The organism is Luteipulveratus halotolerans (assembly GCF_001247745.1).
GTDB lineage: Bacteria > Actinomycetota > Actinomycetes > Actinomycetales > Dermatophilaceae > Luteipulveratus > Luteipulveratus halotolerans.
In genome coordinates this window covers 2556369-2577513 of sequence record NZ_LAIR01000002.1, presented here as the reverse complement: position 1 = coordinate 2577513, position 21145 = coordinate 2556369, and the positions used below count along the sequence as shown (strand labels likewise).

Genomic DNA, 21145 nt, shown 5'->3' with positions numbered 1-21145 from the left:
ACCCATGACTGACACCCAGACCCAGGACCTCCCCGGCGGTGACATGTTCACCGTCGGCGAGCCGATCGCCGACACCAAGGCGCCGGGCGGCCCCATCGAGCAGATGTGGACCACGGCCAAGTTCGACAACAAGCTGGTCAACCCGGCCAACCGCCGCAAGCTGTCGGTGATCATCGTCGGCACCGGCCTGGCCGGTGCCTCGGCAGCCGCCACGCTCGGCGAGGCCGGCTACCACGTGAAGTCGTTCTGCTACCAGGACAGCCCGCGTCGCGCCCACTCGATCGCCGCGCAGGGCGGCATCAACGCCGCCAAGAACTACAACGACGACGGCGACTCGACCTACCGCCTCTTCTACGACACGGTCAAGGGCGGCGACTACCGCTCGCGTGAGACCAACGTCTACCGCCTGGCCGAGGTGTCGACCAACATCATCGACCAGTGCGTGGCGCAGGGCGTGCCGTTCGCCCGCGACTACGGCGGCCTGCTCGACAACCGCTCGTTCGGTGGTGTGCAGGTGGCCCGTACGTTCTACGCGCGTGGCCAGACGGGTCAGCAGCTGCTGATCGGCGCCTACCAGGCGATGGAGCGTCAGGTCGCGGCCGGCACGGTCGAGCAGTTCACCCGCCACGAGATGCTCGAGCTGATCGTCGTCAAGGGCAAGGCCCGCGGCATCATCGCCCGCGACATGGTCACCGGTGAGATCGAGACGCACCTGGCCGACGCCGTCGTCCTCGCCTCCGGCGGCTACGGCAACGTGTTCTTCCTGTCGACCAACGCGATGGGCTGCAACGTCACGGCCACCTGGCGCGCGCACCGCAAGGGCGCCTACTTCGGCAACCCGTGCTACACGCAGATCCACCCGACCTGCATCCCCGTGAGCGGCGACCACCAGTCCAAGCTCACGCTGATGTCGGAGTCGCTGCGCAACGACGGTCGCATCTGGGTGCCCAAGCGCCGCGAGGACTGCGACAAGGACCCGCGCGACATCGCCGAGGAGGACCGCGACTACTACCTGGAGCGCATCTACCCGGCGTTCGGCAACCTGGTCCCGCGCGACATCGCCTCGCGGCAGGCCAAGTACATGTGCGACGAGGGCCGCGGTGTCGGCCCGATGGTCGGCGACTTCCGTCGCGGCGTCTACCTCGACTTCTCCGACGCGCTGTCGCGCATGACGCGTGAGCAGATCGACGCCAAGTACGGCAACCTCTTCGACATGTACCAGCGCATCACCGGCGAGGACCCGCGGGTCGTCCCGATGCGCATCTACCCGGCCGTGCACTACACGATGGGTGGCCTGTGGGTCGACTACGACCTGGAGACCAACATCCCGGGCCTGTACGCCGCGGGCGAGGCCAACTTCTCCGACCACGGCGCCAACCGTCTCGGCGCCTCGTCGCTGATGCAGTGCCTGGCCGACGGCTACTTCGTCCTGCCCAACACGATCCGCAACTACCTCGCGTCCGGCCCGTACGAGCCGGTCAGCGAGGACGCTCCTGAGGTCGTCGAAGCACGTCAGTCCGTCGAGAGCCGCATCTCGACGCTGCTGTCGATCAACGGCGAGCGCTCGGTCGACTCCTTCCACAAGGAGCTCGGCAACATCATGTGGGAGTACTGCGGCATGGAGCGCACCGAGGAGGGCCTGCGCAAGGCCATCGACCTCATCCGCGCGCTCAAGGACGAGTTCTGGCGCAACGTGCGGGTGCTCGGCTCGGCCGACACGCTCAACCAGTCGCTAGAGAAGGCCGGCCGGGTGGCCGACTTCCTCGAGCTCGGCGAGCTCATGTGCATCGACGCCCTGCACCGTCGCGAGTCCTGCGGTGGTCACTTCCGTGCGGAGTCCCAGACCGAGGACGGCGAGGCGCTGCGTCACGACGAGGAGTTCGCGTACGTCGCGGCCTGGGAGTTCGGCGGCGAGGGCGGTGCACCGGTGCTCCACAAGGAAGACCTGGTCTACAACTTCATCGAGCTGAAGCAGCGGAGCTACAAGTAATGAACCTCACTCTGAAGATCTGGCGCCAGGAAGGTCCGAACGACTCCGGTCGCCTGGTGACCTACAAGGTCAGCGACATCACCGACGACATGTCGTTCCTGGAGATGCTCGACGTCCTCAACGAGCAGCTCACGGCCCAGGGCGAGGAGCCCGTCGCGTTCGACAGCGACTGCCGTGAGGGCATCTGCGGCATGTGCGGTCTGATGATCAGCGGTCAGGCGCACGGCCCGGAGGTCACCACGACCTGCCAGCTGCACATGCGTTCGTTCAAGGACGGCGACACCATCACCGTCGAGCCGTGGCGTGCCGAGGCGTTCCCGGTCGTGCGCGACCTGGTCGTCGACCGGTCGGCGTTCGACCGCATCATCCAGTCGGGCGGGTTCATCTCGGTCAACACCGGTGCTGCGCCGGAGGCCAACAACCTCCCTGTCGCCAAGCCGAAGGCCGACCGGGCCTTCGACGCCGCGACCTGCATCGGCTGCGGTGCGTGCGTGGCGGCCTGCCCCAACGCCTCGGGCATGCTGTTCCTCGGCGCCAAGATCACGCACCTGTCCGAGCTGCCGCAGGGCCAGTCCCAGCGTGACGCGCGCGTGGTGTCGATGGTCAACCAGCACGACCACGAGGGCTTCGGCGGCTGCACCAACATCGGTGAGTGCTCGGCCGCGTGCCCGAAGGAGATCCCGCTCGACGTGATCTCGACGCTCAACAGCGACTTCCGCAAGGCCAAGCAGGCCTGACGCAGTCGTCGTACGACGAGGGCCCGGTCCGCCAGCACGGCGGGCCGGGCCTTCCGCATGCGGCGAATCTCGTCTGTTCGGCAGTGCATGGAGTGCCGGACAGCCGAGATTCGTCAGAGGATGCGGCAGAAGGTGGCGAGCTGCACAGGTATGGGTGTGCTGCTCGCCAGCTTTCGCCGAGAGGCTCAGGCGGCGGCGGGGGAGCGGGTCGACCAGCTCGGCGAGATCACGGTGTCGTAGTAGGCGATGAGCTCCTCGACCAGCGACATCCACGAGCGGTCGGCGACCTTGGCCCGCGCGGCCGTACCCATCCGGTCACGCATCGAACCGTCGGCGACCAGGCCACCGACCGCCTGGCGGAGTGCACCGTCGTGGTCGGGGTCGAACAGCAGACCGGTCACGCCGGGCTTGACGATGTCGAGCGGGCCACCCGCGGCGGGAGCGACGACCGGCAGGCCCGCGGCCATCGCCTCCTGCAGTGTCTGCCCGAACGTCTCCTTGGTGCCGGTGTGCGCGAACACGTCGAGGGCGGCGTACGCCTGCGCCAGGGGCAGACCCGAGCGGTAGCCGAGGAAGCTCGCCTTCGGCAGCAACCGCTCCAGCGACGCACGCGACGGGCCGTCACCGACGATGCACAGGCTCACGCCCGGCAGGTCGGCGACCTCGGCGAGCCGGCGGACCTCCTTCTCGGGAGCCAGCCGGCCGACGTACCCGACGATTGTCTCGCCGGCGGGGGCGAGCATCTCGCGCAGGTCCTGCACGGCGCTCTCCTCGCGCCGGGCCGGGTCGAACATCTCGGTGTCGACGCCGCGACGCCACAGGGCCGTGCGGGGTACGCCGTGGCCGCGCAGCTCGCTCAGCGTCTGGGTGCTGGGGACGAGCGTGAGGTCGGCGAGCGTGTGCATGTGCCGGATCCAGCGCCAGGACGCCTTCTCGACGAAGCCGCCGGCGGGGCCGCCGTGCTGCTTGAGATAGCTCGGCATGTCGGTCTGGTAGATCGCGACGGCGGGGATGCGCAGGTTGCGGGCGGCGGCGAGGCCGCGTGCTCCCAGGCCGAACGGCGAGGCGGCGTGCACGACGTCCGGGCGGAAGTCCTTGAGGATCTTCTCGATGCCGTACGACGGAAGGCCCACCCGGAACTGGCGCAGCGTCACGCCCATCACCGTGTGGACGGGGAACCCGGCGTACGACGCGGGCGCCGGGCCGGGGCAGATCACCAGGGCGTCGTGCCCGGCTGCGCGCAGGCAGTCCAGGACGCGGCAGACGCTGGTGGTCACACCGTTGAGCGTCGGCAGGAACGACTCGGTCACAATGGCGATTCGCACACCTTCACGGTCCCGACGTCGGGTGGCACCCGGTGGTCTGCGACCTGAGTGTCCGGTGAGCGTCGGGTGAACGGCGTGAGTTACCGTCGGCGCCATGTCTGACTCGGGTGGCGAGATCGAGGGCTTCTGGGCCGTGGTGCCTGCGGGCGGCTCGGGCACACGGCTGTGGCCGTTGTCCCGCGCGGGTTCGCCGAAGTTCCTCTACGACCTGACCGGCACCGGCCGCTCGCTGCTGCAGGGCACGGTCGACCGGCTCGCACCCTTGTCCGGTGAGCGACTGATGGTCGTGACGGGCGGTCTGCACGCCGAGGCCGCCCGCGAGCAGCTGCCCGACCTGGGCGAGGACGACCTCATCGTCGAGCCGTCCCCGCGCGACTCCATGCCCGCGATCGGTCTGGCCGCCGCGATCCTCGAGCGCCGAGACCCTGAGGCCGTGCTGGGCTCGTTCGCCGCCGACCACGTGATCCGCGACGACGAGGGCTTCCGCGAGTGCGTACGCCAGGCCGTCGCGGTCGCGCGCACCGGCAAGCTCGTCACGCTGGGCATCGAGCCGACCCACGCCTCGACCGGTTTCGGCTACATCCAGATCGGCAAGGAGCTCGAGGTCGAGGGCGCACCCGACGCGCGTGGAGTCCAGGCGTTCGTCGAGAAGCCCGACGGCGTCACGGCCCAGCGCTACCTCGAGAGCGGCGAATACCGGTGGAACGCCGGCATGTTCGTCGTCGGTGCCGCTGACCTGCTCGACATGCTCGCTCGCTACCAGCCCGTGATGGCCAACTACCTGCGCTCGATCGCGGCCAACCCGCTGCGTCTCAACGAGCTGTGGCCGCGCCTGACCAAGATCGCCATCGACCCGGCCATCGCCGAGCCCGCGGCGGTCGACGGACGGGTGGCCGTCGTCCCTGGCACGTTCGACTGGGACGACGTGGGCGACTACGCCTCTCTCGCGTCGCTCGTGGTCGAGGCGGAGGGCACCCCGGGCGTCAAGGTGCTCGGCGAGCCCGACCTCGTGGTCATGCAGGACGCCACGGGCTTCGTCGCGCCCCAGTCCGGGCGCACCGTCGTCGCGCTCGGACTGGACGACGTCGTGGTGGTCGACACCGAGGACGCCGTCCTGGTCACGACCCAGGAGCGCGCCCAGGACGTCAAGAAGATCGTCGAGCGGCTCAAGCTGTCCGGCCGCGAGTACCTCACCTGATGGCGGCCCGCCGTTCTAGGGTCGGGGGGTGCCGACCGTGACACCTCGAGCCCTCGACCTGGGCTACCGCTCGCTCGTGCGTCCGACCCTGTTCCGGCTCGGCCACGGTGATGCCGAGCACGCCCACCACACGACGTTGCGCCGGCTCGCTCAGCTGGGGGAGCGCCCCCGTGTGCTGGCCCAGCTGCGTCGTGCGCTGCGCGTACCCACCGACCCGGTGACGCTCGCGGGCATCCGGTTCCCCGGTCGTGTCGGCCTGGCTGCCGGCGTCGACAAGGACGGTGTCGGCGTCAAGGCCTGGGACTCACTCGGCTTCGGTCACGTCGAGCTCGGCACCGTGACCGCTCGACCGCAGCCCGGCAACGACAAGCCGCGGCTGTTCCGGCTCGTCGACAGCCAGGGCGTCATCAACCGCATGGGCTTCAACAACGCCGGGTCCGAGGCGCTGGCCGAGACCCTCCGGCGGGCAGGCGACCCCGGCATCCCGATCGGCGTGAGCATCGGCAAGACCAAGACGACCGCGGTCGGTGACGCGGTGGGCGACTACCTCGCCAGTCTGCGGGCGCTCGACGGCCTCGCGAGCTACGTCGCCGTCAACGTGTCGAGTCCCAACACTCCCGGTCTGCGTTCGTTGCAGGACCGCGAGCCGTTGCGCGAGCTGCTCGCCGCGATCACCTCCGAGGCCGCCCACCTGGGCCGTCGCCGGCTGTCGAGGCCCACGCCGATCTTCGTCAAGGTGGCGCCCGACCTCACCGACGAGGCGCTCGACGAGGTGCTCGAGGTCGTCCACGAGACCGATGTCAGCGGCATCATCGCCACCAACACGACGCTGTCGCGCGACGGTGTCGCCGCGAGCGATCTCCCTCTCGCCGAGGAGGTCGGCGGACTGTCCGGCGCGCCGCTGACGCGGCGGGCCCGCTACGTCGTACGCCGACTGGCCGGCGAGACCGACCTGCCCGTGATCGGCGTCGGCGGGGTCATGACCGCAGCCGACGGGCGCGCGCTCATCGACGCAGGAGCAGACCTCGTGCAGATCTACACCGGCTTCATCTACCGCGGCCCGGCGCTGGTCGCCGAGCTCAACCACGAGCTGCGACATGGCTGACGCCAAGAGCGGGCTCGCCTGGGTCTGGAAGAACTGGGTCCTGGTGATCGTCAGTCTCCTGCTGCTGATCCTGGTGATCGTGTGGGGTGCCCGCGGCGGCACCCCGGACGAGGTCATCCCGACGACCCGACCCGCGGCGACCGCGGACAGCAGCGCGGGCGCCTCCGGCGCGGCGAGCGACCCGACAGGGCAGCAGGACGACCTGCCGACGATCGCGTACGCCGACCTGCCGCGCGAGGCGAAGACGACGCTGGGGCTGATCGCCCGGGGCGGCCCCTACCCGTACAAGCAGGACGGCATGACGTTCCGCAACCGCGAACGCCTGCTGCCGGCCGACGGTCGCTACCAGGAGTTCACCGTCGTGACTCCGGATGAGCGTGACCGCGGCGCCCGGCGCATCATCAAAGAACGCCGCGGCACGCTCTACTACACCGACGACCACTACGAGTCCTTCAAGAGGATCCGCCGATGAGCGCGCGACCCGACGACCTGCAGGCCGTCCTGCGCGAGCGCGGCTCCGGTCTGTACGACGGCGCCGCGCCTGCCGAGCAGGTCCTCGACCTGGCCCGCCGTGAGGGCTGGACCGCGCTGCACCTGGACACCACAGCGGCTCCCGACAAGGTCGCGCTGCTCGAGGCGGTCCAGCGAGACCTGGCCCTGCCCGACTGGTTCGGTCGCAACTGGGACGCTCTGGCTGACGCGCTGTCCGACCTGCGCGCCGAACCGGGGGTTCTGGTGGCGTGGACCGGCAGCGACGACGTCGACCCGGCGGTCCGGCGTACGGCCGTGGAGATCCTGCAGGAGCGTGCTGACGAGGGCGAGGGTGGTTTCGTCGTCGTGCTGATCGCGGGCTAGCATCGCTGGACTGTGAACCCGCGACTTCCCACCCAGCACCTCGGCAACGACCTGGTGGCTGCGGTGCGCGCGCGGGTCGACGACCTGCAGGCCCTGCTGGTCCAGGTCCGGCGCGACCTGCACGTGCACCCCGAGCTGTCCTGGCAGGAGACCCGGACGACCGCGGTCATCGCCGAGCAGCTCGCCGCCGCCGGTGTCGAGCACCGGCTGCTGCCGGGCACGGGCCTGATCGCCGACATCGGCCCCGCGGACGCCGAGCAGCGGGTCGCGCTCCGCGCCGACATCGACGCCCTTCCCGTCCACGACGCGACCGGGCTGTCCTACGCCTCGGCCGACGACGGTGCGGCCCACGCGTGCGGTCACGACGTGCACACCACCGCCGTGCTCGGTGCCGCGCTCGCGCTCAAGCAGCACGAGTCGGAGCTGGCCGCGCACGGGCGGGCGGTGCGTTTCCTGTTCCAGCCGGCCGAGGAGGTCATCCCGGGCGGCTCGCACCACGTCATCGACCACGGCGGCCTCGAGGACGTCCACCAGGTGTTCGCAGTGCACTGCGACCCGAGCATCGACGTGGGTCGGGTCGGTCTGGTCACCGGCGCCCTCACCTCGGCCTGCGACGCGGTCACCGTGACGCTGACGGGCAAGGGCGGTCACACCTCGCGCCCGCACCTGACCCAGGACCTCACCTTCGCCCTCGCCAAGGTCGTCACCGACGTGCCCGCCGCGTTGTCCCGTCGGCTCGACCCGCGCGCCGGCGCTGCCCTGGTCTGGGGTCACGTTCAGGCCGGCAACGCCTCCAACGTCATCCCGGCCGAGGGCATGGTCTCGGGCACCCTGCGGCTGCTCGACGTCGACGTGTGGCGCGAGGCCGACGGTCTGGTCGAGCAGCTCGTCAACGAGGTCGTCGCGCCGTACGCCGTCGCCGCCCGCACCCATCACGTGCGCGGGGTGCCGCCGGTCGTCAACTCCGCGGCGGCCGTGCTGTCTTTGAGCCGAGCAGCCGCTGCCGCGTTCGGCGCGGACGCCGTCGTGCCGACCCGCCAGTCGCTCGGGGGTGAGGACTTCTCCTGGTACCTCACGCACGTCCCCGGGGCGATGGCCCGGCTCGGGACGCGTACGCCCGACGGGCCGACGTACGAGCTGCACCAGGGCGACCTCGTCGTCGACGAGCGGGCGATCACCGGGGGAGCGAGACTGCTCGCATCGGCGGCGCTCTATCACGCGACGCACGAGGACGACTCACCCCTCCGATAACGGTTCTGTCACCGCATCTCGCGCAAGTCGTGATCTCGCGCAACCCGCAGGTAGAGTCCCCCCGATCAGGTCTCGATCCGACCTGATCGGTCCCGGCAGCGGCCCCGCAGGTGCGTGGCACCGGGGCCCTCCAGCAAACGAGGAGTTCCCCCTTGCGTCGCGTTCTCACCATGGCGGTCGCTGCGTCGACCCTGACTCTCGGTCTGGCCGCGTGCGGCTCGGACACCGACACCGGCGGCTCCGGTTCCGGCAGCGCCTCCGGTGGCGCCGGCGGCGGCGGCATCAAGGTCGGCCTCGCCTATGACGTGGGTGGCCGTGGCGACCAGTCGTTCAACGACTCCGCCGCCAAGGGCCTGGACCAGGCCAAGCAGGAGCTCGGCGTCACCTCCAAGGAGTCCGAGGCCAACCAGGGCGAGCCCGAGTCGGCCCGTGAGCAGCGCCTGCAGACGCTGATCGACGGCGGCTACAACACGATCATCGCGGTCGGCTTCGCCTACGCCAAGGCCGTCGGCAAGGTCGCCAAGGACAACCCCGATGTGAAGTTCGCGATCATCGACGACGCCTCGGCCGACTCCGCCGGCACGAACGTCGCGCAGATCACCTTCGCCGAGAACGAGGGCTCCTACCTCATCGGTGCGGCCGCCGCGCTGAAGTCCAAGAAGAACCACATCGGCTTCGTCGGCGGTGTGCAGACCCCGCTGATCAAGAAGTTCGAGGCCGGCTACCTCGCGGGCGCCAAGAAGATCAAGCCGTCGATCAAGGTCGACACCACCTACCTCACCCAGCCGCCGGACTTCAGCGGCTTCGCCGACCCGGCCAAGGGCAAGACGGCCGCTGACGGTCAGTTCCAGGGTGGCGCCGACATCATCTACCACGCCGCGGGTGGTTCGGGTGCGGGTGTCTTCACCGCTGCCAAGAACGCCGGCGCCGGTCACCTCGCCATCGGCGTCGACTCCGACCAGGCGCTGACCGCCGACCCGAGCGTGCGGTCGCTGATCATGACCTCGATGGTCAAGAACGTCAACGTCGGCGTCTTCGACTTCATCAAGTCGGTCAAGGACGGCTCCTTCAAGGGCGGCAAGCGCGAGTTCGCCCTCAAGGACGGTGGCGTCAGCGTGGCGACCACGGGCGGTCAGATCAACGACATCAAGGCCCAGCTCGACCAGCTGCGCGAGCAGATCATCGCCGGCTCCATCAAGGTGCCGGCCACCACTCCCTGAGCCTGACTGGCTTGGGCTCGATGACCCGGGTGTCGCGGTAGCGTGCACCCGGGTCATCACCGTCCCACCCTCGTTCGTCCCCTTCTCTCTCTCGTACGCAGCCCGTCGCCACCGCGAGGGCTTCACAGGCCAGGAGTGTGTCGTCATCGCCACCACTGCCAGTGCCGCGCAGGCGGTGCCTCAGACCGAGGTCGCCGTCGAGCTCCACGGCATCACCAAACGCTTCCCCGGAGTCGTCGCCAACCACGACGTCGAGATCACGGTGCGTCGCGGCACCGTGCACGCGATCGTCGGTGAGAACGGCGCGGGCAAGTCCACGCTGATGAAGATCCTGTACGGCGTGCAGCGGCCGGACGAGGGGGCGATCGCCGTCAACGGGCAGCAGGTCGACCTGCACAGCCCGACCGACGCGATCAAGGCCGGCATCGGCATGGTGTTCCAGCACTTCATGCTCGCCGACAACCTGACCGTCCTGGAGAACGTCGTCCTCGGCGCCGAGAAGCTCCACGGCATCGGTGGTGGTGCACGCAAGGAGATCGAGCGCATCTCGCAGGCCTACGGGCTCGGCGTACGCCCCGGCGACCTGGTCGCCGACCTCGGCGTCGGCGCACGTCAGCGGGTCGAGATCCTCAAGGTCCTCTACCGCGGCGCCAAGATCCTCATCCTCGACGAGCCGACCGCAGTGCTCGTGCCGCAGGAGGTCGACGAGCTGTTCGACAACCTCGCCGAGCTCAAGGCCGAGGGCCTGACCGTGCTGTTCATCTCGCACAAGCTCGACGAGGTCCTCAAGGTCGCCGACGACATCACGGTGATCCGGCGCGGCACCACGGTCCAGACGGTCGACCCGAAGTCCGTGACCGCGCGCCAGCTCGCCGAGCTGATGGTCGGCTCCGAGCTGCCCACCCCGCAGACCGAGGAGTCCACGGTCACCGACACGGTGGCGCTGGAGATCCGCGACGTCACGCTCAGCGCAGGCGCGGGCCCCAAGGTCCTGGACGACATCGACCTGACCATCCACGCGGGTGAGGTCGTCGGCATCGCCGGTGTCGAGGGCAACGGCCAGGCCGAGCTCGTCGAGGTCGTCATGGGCATGCGCGACGCCGACGCGGGGCGCATCCGATTCGGTGACGTCGACATCACCGACTGGCACACCCGTGAGATCCGCGAGGCGGGCATCGGCTACATCCCCGAGGACCGTCACCGGCACGCGCTGCTGCTCGACGCGCCGCTGTGGGAGAACCGCATCCTCGGTCACCAGACCGAGGAGCCCAACATCAACGGCTTCCTCATCGACGCCAAGGACGCCAAGGCCGACACCCAGCGCATCGTCGACCAGTACGACGTGCGCACGCCGTCGATCCACGTCACCGCCGGCTCGCTGTCCGGTGGCAACCAGCAGAAGCTCATCATCGGTCGCGAGATGAGCCATGCGCCCAAGGTGCTGGTCGCCGCCCATCCGACCCGCGGTGTCGACGTCGGTGCCCAGTCGGCGATCTGGGACCACATCCGTGAGGCGCGACGTGAGGGCCTCGGCGTCCTGCTCATCTCGGCCGACCTCGACGAGCTCATCGGCCTGTCCGACACCATCCGGGTGATCCTGCGCGGCCGGCTGTCCGGCGAGTTCGACCCCGACTCCGTCACCGCCGAGCAGCTCGGTGCTGCCATGACCGGTGCCGACACGAAGGAGGAGCCGGCATGATGGCGCGCTTCGAACCCCGCCGCCTCGCGCTCGGCATCGCCGCCCCGGTCCTGGCGCTGCTCGTCGCGGTGCTGGTCACCTCGCTCATCCTGCTGATCACCGGCGACCCGGTCGGTGACGTCTGGAGCCAGATGCTCAAGGCGCCCAAGCCGGGCCAGGCGACCGACATGATCAACAACGCGACCGTCCTGTACTTCTCGGCCATCGCGGTCGCGATCGGGTTCCGCATGAACCTGTTCAACATCGGCGTCGACGGCCAGTACCGCGTGGCGGCGTTCGCTGCGGCGGCGGTCGGTGGTGAGGCGTTCCTGCCCGGTCCGCTCAACATCGTGCTGATCCTGCTGGTCGCCATGGCGACCGGTGCGCTGTGGGCCGGCATCGCCGCCTGGCTCAAGGTCACCCGCGGTGTCAGCGAGGTCATCTCCACGATCATGCTCAACTCGATCGCGACCGGCGTGGTGGCCTGGCTGCTGCACAAGGTCGCAGCCGACCAGGCCGAGGGCAGCAACGACATCGGCACCAAGCGGCTGCCCGACTCCTCCCACCTCGACGGGTTCGTGCTGCTCGGCGGCACCCAGAAGAAGGTCTACGCCCTCGTCATCCTGGCGGTGCTCGTCGGCTTCCTCTACTGGTTCGTCATCAACCGCACCCGCTTCGGCTTCGACCTGCGCGCGACCGGCCGTTCCGAGAGCGCTGCGGTCGCGAGCGGTGTCAACGTCAAGCGGATGGTTCTCATCTCGATGCTGCTGTCGGGTGCCGTCGCCGGCATGGTCGGCCTGCCCCTCCTGCTGGGCGAGAACTACAACTACGGCACCGACTTCCAGGCCGGCCTCGGCTTCTCGGGCATCGCGATCGCGCTGATCGGCCGCAACAACGCCGTCGGCATCGGGCTCGGCGCGCTGCTGTGGTCCTACCTGGAGAAGCAGGCCGTCACGCTGCCCATCGCCACCGACGTCGACGACTCGATCGTCAAGATCATCCAGGGCGTGATGGTGCTGGCCGTCGTCATCGCCTACGAGGTCGTACGCCGCGTCGGCCAGCGCCTCGAGCAGCAGCAGGTCACCACACAGCTCGCGGCACAGGATGCCGAGCCTGCCCCGGAAGGAGCCTCGGCATGACCGCCGGCCTCGAGATCGGCAGCAAGGTCGTCCGCGAGACGCCGCGCAGCCGCAGGATCCCGACCACGTACCTCATCGCCTCTGGTGTCATCGGCCTCGTGCTGCTGTCGCTGCTGCGCTGGATCACGGGCGCCAACGACATCGACTCCGGCGGCATCATCAGCGCCGCCCTCATCGGCGCCGTGCCCATCGGTCTGGCCGCCCTCGGTGGCCTGTGGTCCGAGCGGGCGGGCGTGGTCAACATCGGCCTCGAGGGCATGATGATCCTCGGCACCTGGGGTGCGGCCTGGGCCGGCATCAAGTGGGGCCCGTGGATGGGCCTGGTCGGCGGCGTCGTCGCCGGTCTCGTGGGCGCGGCGATCCACGCGCTCGCCACGATCGGGTTCGGCGTCGACCACATCGTCTCGGGTGTGGCCCTTAACGTCATCGCGCCGGGCGCCACCAGCTATCTGGCCTCGCGCACGTTCACCGGTATGCAGGGTGGCGGCCCGACGCAGTCGCCCCAGGTCGATCCGCTGCCGCGGATCTCGGTGCCGGGCATCGCTGACCCGCTGCAGGACCTCGAGACCAAGCACTGGTTCCTGCTGTCCGACATCGCGGGCATCTTGCGCGGCCTGCTCACCAACCTGTCGGTGCTGACGATCATCGCGATCGGCCTGGTCGTCCTGACCTGGTGGGTGCTGTGGCGTACGCCGTTCGGCCTGCGTCTGCGCTCGTGCGGTGAGTCCCCGGTCGCGGCCGAGACGCTCGGCGTCAACGTCTACCTCTACAAGGTCTACGGCGTCCTCGCCTCCGGCGCGCTCGCCGGCCTGGCGGGTGCCTTCCTCGTTCAGGTCGCGGCCAACGCCTACCGCGAGGGCCAGACCGGTGGTCGCGGTTACATCGGTCTCGCCGCGATGCTGTTCGGCAACTGGCGGCCCGGCGGTCTCGCCGGCGGTTCGCTGCTGTTCGGCTACACCGACGCTGCGCGACTGCGGGGCGGCAGCACCGTGCATGCGCTGATCCTGCTCGCAGCCGTGCTGCTGGTGGCCGTCGGCCTGTGGCAGCTGTTGCGCAAGGGCCGCATCCTGCAGGGCGTGATCGCGATCGTGGTCGGCGTGGGTGCGCTGCTGCTCTACCTGTTCACCGACGAGATCAGCAGCGAGCTCGCCGGCACCACGCCCTACGTCGTGACCCTGCTGGTCATGGCTCTGGCCTCGCAACGCCTGCGGATGCCGGCGGCCAACGGCAAGGTCTACCGTCGCGGCGAGGGTCATTGATGCCGACCAGCGAGTCGGGATCGTCGACGAGCGGTGATCTGTCGTGACGGTTGACTGGGATGCGCTGAAGGCCGAGGCGGTCGAGGCGATGCGGACGGCGTACGCGCCGTACAGCCACTTCCCGGTCGGCGTCGCCGGCCTCGTCGACGACGGCCGGGTCGTGAGCGGCTGCAACGTCGAGAACGCCGCGTACGGCGTCGCGCTGTGCGCCGAGTGCGGCATGGTCTCCGAGCTGCATCGCACGGGCGGCGGCCGGCTGGTCGCGGTCGCGTGCGTCAACGCTGAGGGCGAGCCGCTGATGCCGTGCGGCCGCTGCCGACAGCTGCTGTGGGAGCACGGTGGCCCGACGTGTGAGCTGCTCACGCCGCAGGGTGTGTTGCCGATGACGCAGGTGCTACCGCAGGCGTTCGGGCTCGCCGACATCGAGCACGTCACCGGCGAGCGGCCCACGGCCTAGGACACGACGAACGGCCCCGTCCACCGGTGAGGTGGGCGGGGCCGTTCGGCGTACGACGGAGGCTCAGCTGCCGGTCGGCAGACCCGTCGGGATGCTGCCGCCGCCCTTGAGCGACTTCGGCCCGCACTCACCGGCCGTGGTCGTGAGCTTCTGCTGGTCGGCCGAGTCGAGGTCCTGGATCTTGCCGTCCTTGAGCGCGTTGAGCGACTTCGGGGACATCGAGTCGTAGGTCTTGTCGACGATGCAGTCGGCGAGCTTCTGGGTGTCGAACAGCTTGCCGGACTCCGGCTGCTTGTCGTAGATCCCCTTGATCCCGGTGGCGACCTCGGACTTGGACGGCTTGCCGGCCGCGTCGCCGCCACCGGTCTCGGTGTTGACGCCCGGCGTGGGCTCACCCGAGGCGATGCCCTCGGGGGCCGACGACGTCGCGGCGGCGGGGGCGGAGGTCTGGTCGCCGCCCTTGCTGTCGTCGGAGCTGCCGCACGCGGTCAGCGCGAGCGGAGCGGCGAGCAGCAGCCCGCAGGTGGCGAGGCGGAGACGAGCGGTGCGGTTCATGGTTTCCTTCCGTTGCCGTCAGCCGGTCGTGGCTGACGATCGAGTGCGGTCGACGGTGCAGAACGTAGCGGTGCCGGGAGCTGGATGGTCAGAGGCCGGTCGTGTGACGTCGTACGGGCACGACGGGTTGCGGTGCGGTCAGAGGCCGGGGATGTCGGTCGGCAGGGACGGCAGGCTGGTCGGCAGGTCCGACGGCAGGGACGGGAGCCCCTTGCGCTTGGCCTGTGGGGTGCAGGTGCCGACAGCCTGCGTGACGCTCCGGGCGTCCTGGGCGTTGCGGATGTCGGCCGGCTTGCTGGCGGCGAGGGCCTGCAGCGTCTCGGGGCTGACGGCGTCGTAGACGTCGTCGGTGATGCACGTGGCGAGCTTGTCGGTGTCGAGCACGGCCTGGGCCGGACCGGTGCCGTACGCCGACTTCACGCCGGCCGCGACCGCCTCACGGGTGGGGCGCTCCTGGCCCGCCTCGGACGAAGGAGCCTCGGACGGAGTCGCCGACGGCGTGCTGGCCGAGGACGCAGGGGCAGAGCTGGTCGCCGCGGGCTCCTCACCGGAGGACTTCGGGTCACCGTCGCCACCGCAGCCGGTGAGCAGCAGCGGCAGCGCGGCAAGGGTCAGGCCGGTCAGCAAGGTGCGGGCGGTCGGCGTACGGTGCATCGGCGTCCCTTTCGGCGATCTGGGCAGAGGGGTGCCACAGTGCGCGTCTGACGTGGGGTGGACGTGATCGGTTCCGCGGGATCTCTGAAAAGATTCGGGGCATGAGCGAAGCGTTCGATGCCGTCGATGTCATCCGGGCCAAGAGAGACCGTCAGCCGCTGTCCGACGAGCAGATCGACTGGGTGATCGACGCCTACACCCGTGGTGCGGTCGCGGACGAGCAGATGTCGTCGCTGGCGATGGCGGTCCTGCTCAACGGCATGGAGCGCCGCGAGATCGCGCGCTGGACGGCTGCGATGATCGCCTCGGGCGAGCGCATGGACTTCTCCTCGTTGAGCCGCCCGACCGCGGACAAGCACTCGACCGGTGGCGTCGGCGACAAGATCACGCTTCCGCTCGCGCCCCTGGTCGCAGCCTGCGGTGCAGCCGTGCCGCAGCTGTCCGGGCGCGGTCTCGGCCACACCGGCGGCACCCTCGACAAGCTGGAGTCGATCCCCGGCTGGCAGGCGACCCTGTCCAACGACGCGATGCTCGCTCAGCTCGACGACGTCGGTGCCGTCATCTGTGCGGCCGGCGACGGCCTCGCGCCGGCCGACAAGAAGCTCTACGCGCTGCGCGACGTCACGGGCACCGTCGAGGCGATCCCGCTGATCGCCAGCTCGATCATGAGCAAGAAGATCGCCGAGGGCACCGGCTCCCTGGTGCTCGACGTCAAGGTCGGCTCAGGTGCGTTCATGAAGGACGCCGAGCAGGCCGCCGAGCTCGCCCGCACGATGGTCGCGCTCGGCACCGATGCCGGTGTGAAGACCGTCGCGCTGCTCACCGACATGTCGACGCCGCTCGGTCTCACCGCAGGCAACGCGCTCGAGGTGCGCGAGTCGGTCGAGGTCCTCGCCGGCGGCGGCCCGGCTGACGTCGTCGAGCTCACCGTCACCCTCGCCCGCGAGATGCTCGCCGCCGCCGGCGTCGACAGTGACGACCCGGCCGACGCGCTCAAGGACGGCCGCGCGATGGACGTCTGGAAGCGCATGATCCGCGCGCAGGGCGGCGACCCTGACGCCGAGCTGCCGGTGGCGAAGGAGACCCAGGTCGTCGAGGCAGATGCCGACGGCACGCTCACCCGGCTCGATGCCCTGCAGGTCGGTGTGGCGGCCTGGCGTCTCGGCGCGGGCCGCGCTCGCAAGGAGGACCCGGTGCAGGCCGGCGCCGGCGTCGAGATGCACGCCAAGCCCGGCGACGTCGTACGCAAGGGACAGCCGCTGCTGACCCTGCACACCGACACCCCCGAGAAGTTCGCGCGCGCCCAGGAGTCGCTGGCCGGCGCCTGGACGATCGGGGAGGGTGGCGCGGGTCGTACGCCGCTGGTCATCGACCGGGTCGACTGAGCCGGTCAGCGGCGCTGCAGGGCCACTGCCGCGTCGATGGCGGCGCAGATCGCGTCGAGGTCACCGCCCATGACGTCGGCCAGGACCTTCTGGTGCGCCTCCAGCTCGGGGCGCACCGAGAACGTCTCCGGGTGCTGCTCCAGCAGGTGCTCACGCTCACGAAAACCGCTGCGGATCACCAGGATCGACGCGTCGTACGGTCGCGCGACGAGCCGGTTCGACACGCACCAGCGGCGCCCGCGCCGGTCGGTGTGCAGGCGTACGCCGTCGGTGGCTTCGAGGTGTGCGGCGATCCGGTCCCAGGGGTCCATGCCTGTCAGCATCCTCCGCCGGGACCGGACCGCGCTTGATCGTCGTCGCGGTCAGCGCACGACCTCGTACGCCAGCAGGGCCCCGGCGCCCGACTGGGCGGCGCGGGTCTGCTTCAGCCGGATCTCGTGCCCGCCGGCCTCGTGGAACATCCGCACTCCGTCGCCGAGCAGGACGGGCACGACGAGCATGACGATCTCGTCGACGAGCCCGCGCTCCAGGCACTGACGCGCGATGTCGGCGCCGAGGATCTCGACGTCCTTGTCGCCGGCGGCCTCGCGTGCCCGGGCGAGCGCGCGGTCGAGGTCGTCGTAGAACTCGACTCCCTCGACCGGCTCGTCCGGCACCCGGTGCGTCAGCACGACCTGCAGCCCGTGCCAGCGCCCGCCGAACGGACCCTCGGCGTCGGTGCCGGCGTTGGGGTCGTCGCTGCCGTAGGTCGTGCGGCCGACGAGCAGGGAGCCGGCCCGGTGCATGAGGTCGTCGGCGTCGGGGTTGGGCGCGAAGTGCGGGGTCAGCCACTGCATGTCGTGCTCGGGCCCGGCGATGTAGCCGTCGAACGACATGGCGGCGGCGTAGACGATGCGGGTCATGGGTCCTCCTGGTGTGGAACGGGCGGTCACCAGGTACGGACGGGCGAGCGGCCAGAACTCATCGGTGCTCGGCGGGCAGCCCGAACGCCGCGAACAGCGACGTGTCGTGGAAGGCCGTCAGCTCGACGATCCGGTCGCCCTCGATGCGCAGCACCCCGAGCGCGAACGGGAGGTACGGACCGGTGTCGCCGACCCGGGTGTACGACGCCGCGCCGGGCGAGCCGTTGACGACGAGAGGCACGTGCCGGAACCGGCCGACGTACGACGGGCTGCTCGGCTCCCAGCTCTCGCGCAGCGCCTGCTCGACCGACGAGCGGTCGGCCATCCAGTACGGCCAGGGCGGCATCGTCGCGCGGACGTCGTCGGCCAGCAGTGCGACGACCGCCTCGATGTCGGCACGCTCGACGGCGGCGGCGTAGCGACGAGCGAGGGCGAGCTCGTCCGGGTTCGGCGCTGCGGGCGACCAGCTCGACCGGTCGGCGGGCAGCCGGGTGCGCATCGCCTCACGAGCGCGTTGCAGGGCGCTGTTGGTCGACGGCACGCTCGCGTCGAGCGTGGCCGCGACCTCGGCCGTGGGCCAGCCCAGGACGTCGCGCAGCACGAGCGCGCACCGCTGCCGCGGAGGCAGGTGCTGCAGCGCCACGATGAACGCCAGCTCGATCGTCTCGCGCGCCACTGCGGCCTCCGCCGGCTCGTCGTCGGTCGTCGGAAACGGCTGCAACCAGGGCAGATCCGCGCGCACCTCCATCTCGCCGGCGGGCGCGGGCGGGCCGAGCTCGTACGGCAGGACGCGTCTGCTGGAGTGCGCGAGCGTGTCGAGGCACAGGTTGGTGGCGATGCGGTAGAGCCACGTGCGCACCGAGGCCCGACCCTCGTACGACGACCGCGCCGACCAGGCCCGTAGGAACGTCTCCTGGACCAGCTCGCGGGCGTCGTCATGCGAACCGGTCATGCGGTAGCAGTGCACCGTCAGCTCACGCTCGTGCCGGCTCACGGCGTCGGTGAAGCCGGCGTCGTCGGTGATCTGGCTCATGCGCGTTCACGGTAGTCGCGGCCGTCTAGTCTGAACGCATGCCGAAGCTGCTGACCGAACCCGTCCGCATCCCTGTCCCCGGCGGCAAGCTCATCGAGGAGCACGTCGGGCTGGCCAGCACGGGGGAGCGGTCGGTGTCGGTCGCCCACATGGTCGCCCCGGCGGGCTGGGACGAGCCGTTCCAGACGCCGGAGTTCGACGAGATCACCGTCGTGATCAAGGGCACCGTCGTCGTCGACCACGACGGCGGCCGCCTCGAGGTCACCGCCGGCCAGTCCGTCGTGACCCAGGGCGGCGAGCGCATCCGCTACTCGTGCGGCCCCGAGGGCGCCGAGTACGTCGCAGTGTGCCTGCCGGCGTTCAGCCCCGAGACCGTCAACCGAGAGGGCGAGTGATGGACGTCCGCCCTGAGGTCATCGGCCTCCCGAAGGTCCTGCTGCACGACCACCTCGACGGCGGCCTGAGGCCGCAGACGGTCGTCGAGCTCGCCGAGCAGAGCGGGTACGACCAGCTGCCCACGACCGACGTGGCCGAGCTCGGCACGTGGTTCCGCGACGCTGCCGACTCGGGTTCGCTGGAGCGCTACCTCGAGACGTTCAGCCACACCGTCGGCGTCATGCAGACCGCTGACGCTCTGCGCCGGGTCGCCTCCGAGTGCGCGCAGGACCTCGCGGCCGACGGCGTCGTCTACGCCGAGGTGCGCTACGCCCCCGAGCAGCACCTCGAGCGCGACCTGTCGCTCGAAGAGGTCGTCGAGGCGGTCAGCGCCGGGTTCCGGGAGGGCGAGCGGCTCGCCGCAGAGGCCGGGCACCCGATCCGCGTCACCGCCCTGCTCACCGCGATGCGGCACGCGGCCAAGAGCACCGAGATCGCCGAGCTCGTGGTCCGCTACCGCGACGACGGCGTGAGCGGCTTCGACATCGCGGGCGCCGAGGCCGGGTTCCCGCCCACGCGACACCTCGACGCGTTCGAGTACCTCCGTCGCGAGAACGCCCACTTCACGATCCACGCGGGTGAGGCGTTCGGGCTGCCGAGCATCTGGGAGGCCATCCAGTGGTGCGGCGCCGAGCGGCTCGGGCACGGCGTCCGGATCGTCGACGACCTGTTCGTGGGTGACCGCTCACTGGGCGACGACGACGCTCCCGGCGCGTTCGAGTCCGGCGACGTGCGCCTGGGCCGGCTGGCGGCGTACGTGCGTGACACCCGCATCCCCCTCGAGATGGCGCCGTCGTCCAACATCCAGACCGGAGCCGCGAAATCCTTTGCGGCACACCCGATCTCGCTGCTCAAGGAGCTGCGGTTCAGGGTCACCGTCAACACCGACAACCGGCTGATGAGCGGCACGTCCATGTCGCGCGAGATGCAGCTGCTCCTCGACGAGGCCGGCTGGAGCCTCGACGACCTGCGGTGGGCGACGACCAACGCGATGAAGTCGGCGTTCATCCCGTTCGACGAGCGCCTCGCGCTGATCGACGACGTCATCAAGCCGGGGTACGACGCGGCCGGCGCTCGCGGCTAGAAGCGGTCCGGCGGCAGGAGGCGGCGGCGTACGTCGTCCTCGCGCGCGATGCGCTCGGAGTCTCGGCGTCGGCGTTCGGCGAGCACCGCGGCCAGCACAGCCTCAGCCGGAGCGCCTGACGGGGGCGGCGGTGAGACCAGGGGCAGCACCTGGACGAGCAGGCCCTGGCCGATCGTGTGACGGGCGGCCGGGCTCAGCCCCGCGACCCGCTGGAGGTACTGGCGGACGGCGAGGGCGACACCGTCGGGAAGCGCCGCGATGTCTGCGCTGCGCGCCCAGGAGTCGAGGCCGGGCGGCGGCATGGGCGGCGGACCGATGCGGATGTGGTTGGCCTCGCGCACGACGTAGGTGCCGGCTGCGAGGTCGCCGAGGCGGCGGGCTCGTGTCGAGGCCATCGCCGACAGCAGAGCGGGCACGCCCGACAACAGGTAGAGCTCGACGAAGCCGACGAGCCCGCGGGTCAGCGCGTGCCGGAAGACGATCGGCCCTCCGTCGTCACGCACCGTGCGCAGCTTGAAGACGAGCTTGCCGAGGGTGCGCCCTCGGGTGAGGGTCTCGACGGCGACCGGAACGGCGACCAGCCAGGTGACCAGGTCGAGCAGGAACAACGTCTGGATGCTCGCCTCGCTGGCGTCGAGCGCGAGCGTCACCAGCGCCCAGAGGGTGAGCAGCATGCCGATGACGTTGACGATCATGTCGATCGCACCGGACCCGAGCCGTGCCGGCAGGCTCGCCGGCGGGACGTCCAGCAGCACCGCCTCGCCGGTGATGAGCTCCTCGCGCTCACTGCCGCGCAGGGCGCGTGGCTGCTCGGTGCTCGGCGGGTGACTCACGCCCCGCAGCCTATGCGGCCCGCCGGAGGGCTGCGGTGTGACGGCCCTGG

22 protein-coding genes are annotated in these 21145 nt (G+C 70.4%); 15 read left to right on the top strand and 7 right to left on the bottom strand.

Annotated features, from left to right (window positions below; translation table 11 throughout):
* The first annotated feature begins 4 nt into the window (after positions 1 to 4).
* Complete coding sequence (locus tag VV01_RS12940) at positions 5 to 1990, top strand: fumarate reductase/succinate dehydrogenase flavoprotein subunit (RefSeq protein WP_050670248.1); 1986 nt, start codon at positions 5 to 7, stop codon at positions 1988 to 1990.
* Positions 1990 to 2727 carry a succinate dehydrogenase/fumarate reductase iron-sulfur subunit gene (locus VV01_RS12935; protein ID WP_050670247.1) on the top strand — a complete coding sequence of 246 codons (738 nt, stop codon included), beginning with the start codon at positions 1990 to 1992 and terminating at the stop codon, positions 2725 to 2727. The genes VV01_RS12940 and VV01_RS12935 overlap by 1 nt, the downstream gene beginning before the upstream one ends.
* Before the next feature lie 185 nt (positions 2728 to 2912).
* Here VV01_RS12935 and VV01_RS12930 read toward each other — a convergent pair whose 3' ends face one another.
* Entirely contained in the window at positions 2913 to 4037 is a 1125-nt protein-coding gene (locus VV01_RS12930; protein WP_231635231.1) for a glycosyltransferase family 4 protein, read from the bottom strand.
* A 109-nt stretch (positions 4038 to 4146) separates the two neighbouring features.
* On the opposite strand from VV01_RS12930, the gene VV01_RS12925 reads away from it, so the two are divergent.
* From VV01_RS12925 to VV01_RS12880, 10 genes are all read left to right on the top strand, one after another.
* Positions 4147 to 5250: a mannose-1-phosphate guanylyltransferase gene (locus VV01_RS12925; RefSeq protein ID WP_050670245.1), complete on the top strand. Its 1104-nt coding sequence runs from the start codon at positions 4147 to 4149 to the stop codon at positions 5248 to 5250.
* A gap of 37 nt (positions 5251 to 5287) precedes the next feature.
* The gene (locus VV01_RS12920) at positions 5288 to 6355 is read left to right on the top strand and encodes a quinone-dependent dihydroorotate dehydrogenase (RefSeq protein WP_231635230.1); all 1068 of its coding nucleotides are present in this window, start codon (positions 5288 to 5290) and stop codon (positions 6353 to 6355) included.
* Entirely contained in the window at positions 6348 to 6827 is a 480-nt protein-coding gene (locus VV01_RS12915; protein ID WP_050670244.1) for a ribonuclease domain-containing protein, read from the top strand. Before VV01_RS12920 ends, VV01_RS12915 begins: the two co-directional genes overlap by 8 nt.
* Positions 6824 to 7210, top strand: a complete 387-nt coding sequence (locus VV01_RS12910; protein WP_050670243.1) for a barstar family protein — start codon at positions 6824 to 6826, stop codon at positions 7208 to 7210. Before VV01_RS12915 ends, VV01_RS12910 begins: the two co-directional genes overlap by 4 nt.
* 12 nt (positions 7211 to 7222) lie before the next feature.
* On the top strand, positions 7223 to 8461 hold the full coding sequence (locus tag VV01_RS12905; RefSeq protein ID WP_082220959.1) for an amidohydrolase: 1239 nt from the start codon (positions 7223 to 7225) through the stop codon (positions 8459 to 8461).
* A gap of 170 nt (positions 8462 to 8631) precedes the next feature.
* Entirely contained in the window at positions 8632 to 9681 is a 1050-nt protein-coding gene (locus VV01_RS12900) for a BMP family lipoprotein (protein ID WP_050670242.1), read from the top strand.
* 175 nt (positions 9682 to 9856) lie between these two features.
* Positions 9857 to 11380 carry an ABC transporter ATP-binding protein gene (locus VV01_RS12895; protein ID WP_231635229.1) on the top strand — a complete coding sequence of 508 codons (1524 nt, stop codon included), beginning with the start codon at positions 9857 to 9859 and terminating at the stop codon, positions 11378 to 11380.
* Positions 11377 to 12498, top strand: coding sequence for an ABC transporter permease (locus VV01_RS12890; protein ID WP_050670241.1), 1122 nt, complete (start codon positions 11377 to 11379; stop codon positions 12496 to 12498). Before VV01_RS12895 ends, VV01_RS12890 begins: the two co-directional genes overlap by 4 nt.
* On the top strand, positions 12495 to 13757 hold the full coding sequence (locus VV01_RS12885; protein ID WP_050670240.1) for an ABC transporter permease: 1263 nt from the start codon (positions 12495 to 12497) through the stop codon (positions 13755 to 13757). Before VV01_RS12890 ends, VV01_RS12885 begins: the two co-directional genes overlap by 4 nt.
* 43 nt (positions 13758 to 13800) lie before the next feature.
* Positions 13801 to 14214: a cytidine deaminase gene (locus VV01_RS12880; protein WP_071606375.1), complete on the top strand. Its 414-nt coding sequence runs from the start codon at positions 13801 to 13803 to the stop codon at positions 14212 to 14214.
* 63 nt (positions 14215 to 14277) lie between these two features.
* On the opposite strand, the gene VV01_RS12875 is transcribed toward VV01_RS12880, so the two are convergent.
* A complete protein-coding gene (locus VV01_RS12875) occupies positions 14278 to 14769 on the bottom strand; it encodes a hypothetical protein (protein ID WP_050670239.1) in 492 nt (163 codons plus the stop codon).
* 138 nt (positions 14770 to 14907) lie between these two features.
* Positions 14908 to 15423 (bottom strand): hypothetical protein, encoded by a 516-nt coding sequence (locus tag VV01_RS12870; protein ID WP_050670238.1) that lies wholly within the window; start codon positions 15421 to 15423, stop codon positions 14908 to 14910.
* Positions 15424 to 15524: 101 nt separating this feature from the next.
* On the opposite strand from VV01_RS12870, the gene VV01_RS12865 reads away from it, so the two are divergent.
* Positions 15525 to 16808, top strand: a complete 1284-nt coding sequence (locus VV01_RS12865; RefSeq protein ID WP_050670237.1) for a thymidine phosphorylase — start codon at positions 15525 to 15527, stop codon at positions 16806 to 16808.
* Positions 16809 to 16813: 5 nt separating this feature from the next.
* Here the strand turns inward: VV01_RS12865 and VV01_RS12860 are convergent, their stop codons facing one another.
* The 3 genes from VV01_RS12860 to VV01_RS12850 are packed head-to-tail and all read right to left on the bottom strand — an operon-like array spanning position 16814 to position 18743.
* Complete coding sequence (locus VV01_RS12860) at positions 16814 to 17119, bottom strand: hypothetical protein (RefSeq protein WP_050670236.1); 306 nt, start codon at positions 17117 to 17119, stop codon at positions 16814 to 16816.
* Between the two features lie 51 nt (positions 17120 to 17170).
* Positions 17171 to 17710, bottom strand: a complete 540-nt coding sequence (locus tag VV01_RS12855; protein ID WP_050670235.1) for a dihydrofolate reductase family protein — start codon at positions 17708 to 17710, stop codon at positions 17171 to 17173.
* A 58-nt stretch (positions 17711 to 17768) separates the two neighbouring features.
* The gene (locus VV01_RS12850) at positions 17769 to 18743 is read right to left on the bottom strand and encodes an RNA polymerase subunit sigma-70 (RefSeq protein ID WP_050670234.1); all 975 of its coding nucleotides are present in this window, start codon (positions 18741 to 18743) and stop codon (positions 17769 to 17771) included.
* A 38-nt stretch (positions 18744 to 18781) separates the two neighbouring features.
* On the opposite strand from VV01_RS12850, the gene VV01_RS12845 reads away from it, so the two are divergent.
* Positions 18782 to 19138 carry a cupin domain-containing protein gene (locus VV01_RS12845; protein WP_050670233.1) on the top strand — a complete coding sequence of 119 codons (357 nt, stop codon included), beginning with the start codon at positions 18782 to 18784 and terminating at the stop codon, positions 19136 to 19138.
* Entirely contained in the window at positions 19138 to 20262 is a 1125-nt protein-coding gene (locus tag VV01_RS12840) for an adenosine deaminase (protein ID WP_050670232.1), read from the top strand. The genes VV01_RS12845 and VV01_RS12840 overlap by 1 nt, the downstream gene beginning before the upstream one ends.
* Here VV01_RS12840 and VV01_RS12835 read toward each other — a convergent pair.
* Positions 20259 to 21095 (bottom strand): RDD family protein, encoded by an 837-nt coding sequence (locus tag VV01_RS12835; protein WP_231635228.1) that lies wholly within the window; start codon positions 21093 to 21095, stop codon positions 20259 to 20261. The genes VV01_RS12840 and VV01_RS12835 overlap by 4 nt on opposite strands.
* Between the last annotated feature and the right edge of the window lie 50 nt (positions 21096 to 21145).

Excerpts from the sequence above, each read along its gene's own strand:
- VV01_RS12940 (WP_050670248.1), top strand. The coding sequence starts at position 5 with ATGACTGACACCCAGACCCAGGACCTCCCCGGCGGTGACATGTTCACC.
- VV01_RS12935 (WP_050670247.1), top strand. The coding sequence starts at position 1,990 with ATGAACCTCACTCTGAAGATCTGGCGCCAGGAAGGTCCGAACGACTCC.
- VV01_RS12925 (WP_050670245.1), top strand. The coding sequence starts at position 4,147 with ATGTCTGACTCGGGTGGCGAGATCGAGGGCTTCTGGGCCGTGGTGCCT.
- VV01_RS12915 (WP_050670244.1), top strand. The coding sequence starts at position 6,348 with ATGGCTGACGCCAAGAGCGGGCTCGCCTGGGTCTGGAAGAACTGGGTC.
- VV01_RS12910 (WP_050670243.1), top strand. The coding sequence starts at position 6,824 with ATGAGCGCGCGACCCGACGACCTGCAGGCCGTCCTGCGCGAGCGCGGC.
- VV01_RS12900 (WP_050670242.1), top strand. The coding sequence starts at position 8,632 with ATGGCGGTCGCTGCGTCGACCCTGACTCTCGGTCTGGCCGCGTGCGGC.
- VV01_RS12890 (WP_050670241.1), top strand. The coding sequence starts at position 11,377 with ATGATGGCGCGCTTCGAACCCCGCCGCCTCGCGCTCGGCATCGCCGCC.
- VV01_RS12885 (WP_050670240.1), top strand. The coding sequence starts at position 12,495 with ATGACCGCCGGCCTCGAGATCGGCAGCAAGGTCGTCCGCGAGACGCCG.
- VV01_RS12875 (WP_050670239.1), bottom strand. The coding sequence starts at position 14,769 with ATGAACCGCACCGCTCGTCTCCGCCTCGCCACCTGCGGGCTGCTGCTC.
- VV01_RS12870 (WP_050670238.1), bottom strand. The coding sequence starts at position 15,423 with ATGCACCGTACGCCGACCGCCCGCACCTTGCTGACCGGCCTGACCCTT.
- VV01_RS12865 (WP_050670237.1), top strand. The coding sequence starts at position 15,525 with ATGAGCGAAGCGTTCGATGCCGTCGATGTCATCCGGGCCAAGAGAGAC.
- VV01_RS12860 (WP_050670236.1), bottom strand. The coding sequence starts at position 17,119 with ATGGACCCCTGGGACCGGATCGCCGCACACCTCGAAGCCACCGACGGC.
- VV01_RS12855 (WP_050670235.1), bottom strand. The coding sequence starts at position 17,710 with ATGACCCGCATCGTCTACGCCGCCGCCATGTCGTTCGACGGCTACATC.
- VV01_RS12850 (WP_050670234.1), bottom strand. The coding sequence starts at position 18,743 with ATGAGCCAGATCACCGACGACGCCGGCTTCACCGACGCCGTGAGCCGG.
- VV01_RS12845 (WP_050670233.1), top strand. The coding sequence starts at position 18,782 with ATGCCGAAGCTGCTGACCGAACCCGTCCGCATCCCTGTCCCCGGCGGC.
- VV01_RS12840 (WP_050670232.1), top strand. The coding sequence starts at position 19,138 with ATGGACGTCCGCCCTGAGGTCATCGGCCTCCCGAAGGTCCTGCTGCAC.